1 protein-coding gene is annotated in these 1,906 nt (G+C 63.1%); it reads left to right on the top strand.

The window, feature by feature from the left end:
- Positions 1-1,906 (top strand): alpha-amylase family glycosyl hydrolase (locus AAGI46_17030; GenBank protein ID MEM1013912.1); only part of this gene is annotated, 1,906 nt, incomplete at both ends.

Genomic DNA, 1,906 nt, shown 5'->3' with positions numbered 1-1,906 from the left:
GCTCGACCTCAACAGCGACAACATCTGGGAACTGACGCTCCCGATGTCGCCCGGGCGGTACGGGTACAAATTCGTCGTCGACGGCGATCGGTGGCTGACCGATCCGACCGACGACAGCGAGCTTCGCATCGACGACGGCTATGGCGGACAGAACAGCGGCGTAGTCGTCGGCCCCGACATTCGCAAGGCCCCGCCCCCGGAGCCCAACAATGTGAATGCGGAGTATGTGCGGCATGAACCTGCGGCGGATGTGGTGCAGGTCGACGATGGAGTTTTGCAAGTGACGGCACGAGCACTTGCTGGCGACGTCGAAAAGGTTCAGGTCGTGATGGCGTTTCTCGACGCAGAGGGCGAACCAACGACCATTGCCAGTAGCTTCATTGACAAGGTGTCATCTGCCGGTGGGTTTGATGTTTTTGAGAAGACACTGTCAGTTCTTGATGTAGATGATGAGGAATCGCTGAGTGTTGCGTATCGAATCAGTTTTCATGACAGTGAGGCGGTCGTTGGTCTCAACCCGGACGGCTCCTTCGACGTTCCCAGCGGCCGTCTCGAGTTATCGCCGCCGTGGTCGGATGACTTCAACCTCCGGCTCCGCGACTTCGACGTCCCCGAGTGGACGCACCACGCTGTCTGGTACCAGATCTTCCCGGAGCGGTTCCGCAACGGGAATCCAGACAACGACCCCGGCCGGTTCGACTATGAAAACCTCGTCGGCTGGAACACGAACTGGTGGGACGTCCTCAGCGGCGAGACGCCGCCCTCGGGCAACAGCGACAACTTCTACACCGGCACCGGCGACGTCTGGGACCGGCGGTACGGCGGCGACATCCAGGGCGTGCAGGAGAAGCTCGGCTACCTCAAAGACCTCGGCATCACCGCCATCTACTTCAACCCGGTCTTCGAAGGCGAGTCGATGCACAAGTACGACACGGCCGACTTCCGGCACGTCGACGACAACTTCGGCGTGCGCTTCGAGGGCGACGAGTACCCGCCCGTCTTCAGCGGCAACAAGGTCGATCCGGAGTCGTGGGAATGGTCGCCGAGTGACAAGGTCTTCCTCGAGTTCTTGAAGGAGGCCAAGGCCCAGGGCTTCAAGGTCGTCATCGACGGCGTCTTCAACCACGTCGGCCGGGCGCACCCGCTCTTCCAGGACGTGCTCGAAAACGGGCAAGACAGCGCGTACGCCGACTGGTTCGTCATCACCGACTGGGGCAACGGCGGCGAGCCGGGGCAGCCGGGCGGCATCCAGTGGAAGGCGTGGGACGGCCCGAGCGGTCACCTGCCGACGTTTGCCCAGGACCCGGAACTCGGCCTTGCACCGGGACCGCGTGAGCACATCTTCGCCATTACCAAGCGCTGGCTCGATCCGGACGGCGACCCGACCACCGACGACGGCATCGACGGCTGGCGGCTCGACGTGCCGGGCGACATTCCGCACCCGTTCTGGGTCGACTGGCGCAAGCTCGTTAAGGAGACGAACCCCGACGCGTACATCGTCGGCGAAATCTGGTCGTGGGCGGACGCGTGGCTGAAGGGCGATCAGTTCGACGCGGTGATGAACTACCAGTTCGCGATGCCGACGCAGGACTTCTTCATCGATCGGCAGACGGCGCTCTCGCCCAGCGAGTTCATGGGCCGGCTCGAAGCGGTGATCAACCGCTACCCGCGGCCGATCACGTACGCCCAGCAGAACCTGATGGGCAGCCACGACACCGACCGCCTCGCGAGCATGTTCGTCAATCCGGATCGCCCGTACGACGGAGCGAATCGCCCGCAGGACAACGCCAAGAATTTTGATCCGCCGTACAGCGAGCGGAAGCCGAATCGCGAGGAGTGGGAGCGCATGCGGCAGCTGGTCTACTTCCAGCACGCCTTCGTCGGTGCGCCGATGACGTACTACGGC

Source organism: Planctomycetota bacterium, assembly GCA_038746835.1.
Lineage (GTDB): Bacteria > Planctomycetota > Phycisphaerae > Tepidisphaerales > Tepidisphaeraceae > JBCDKH01.
Note: the sequence above shows the minus strand (reverse complement) of the source record. Positions and strands in the feature narration are given on the sequence as shown.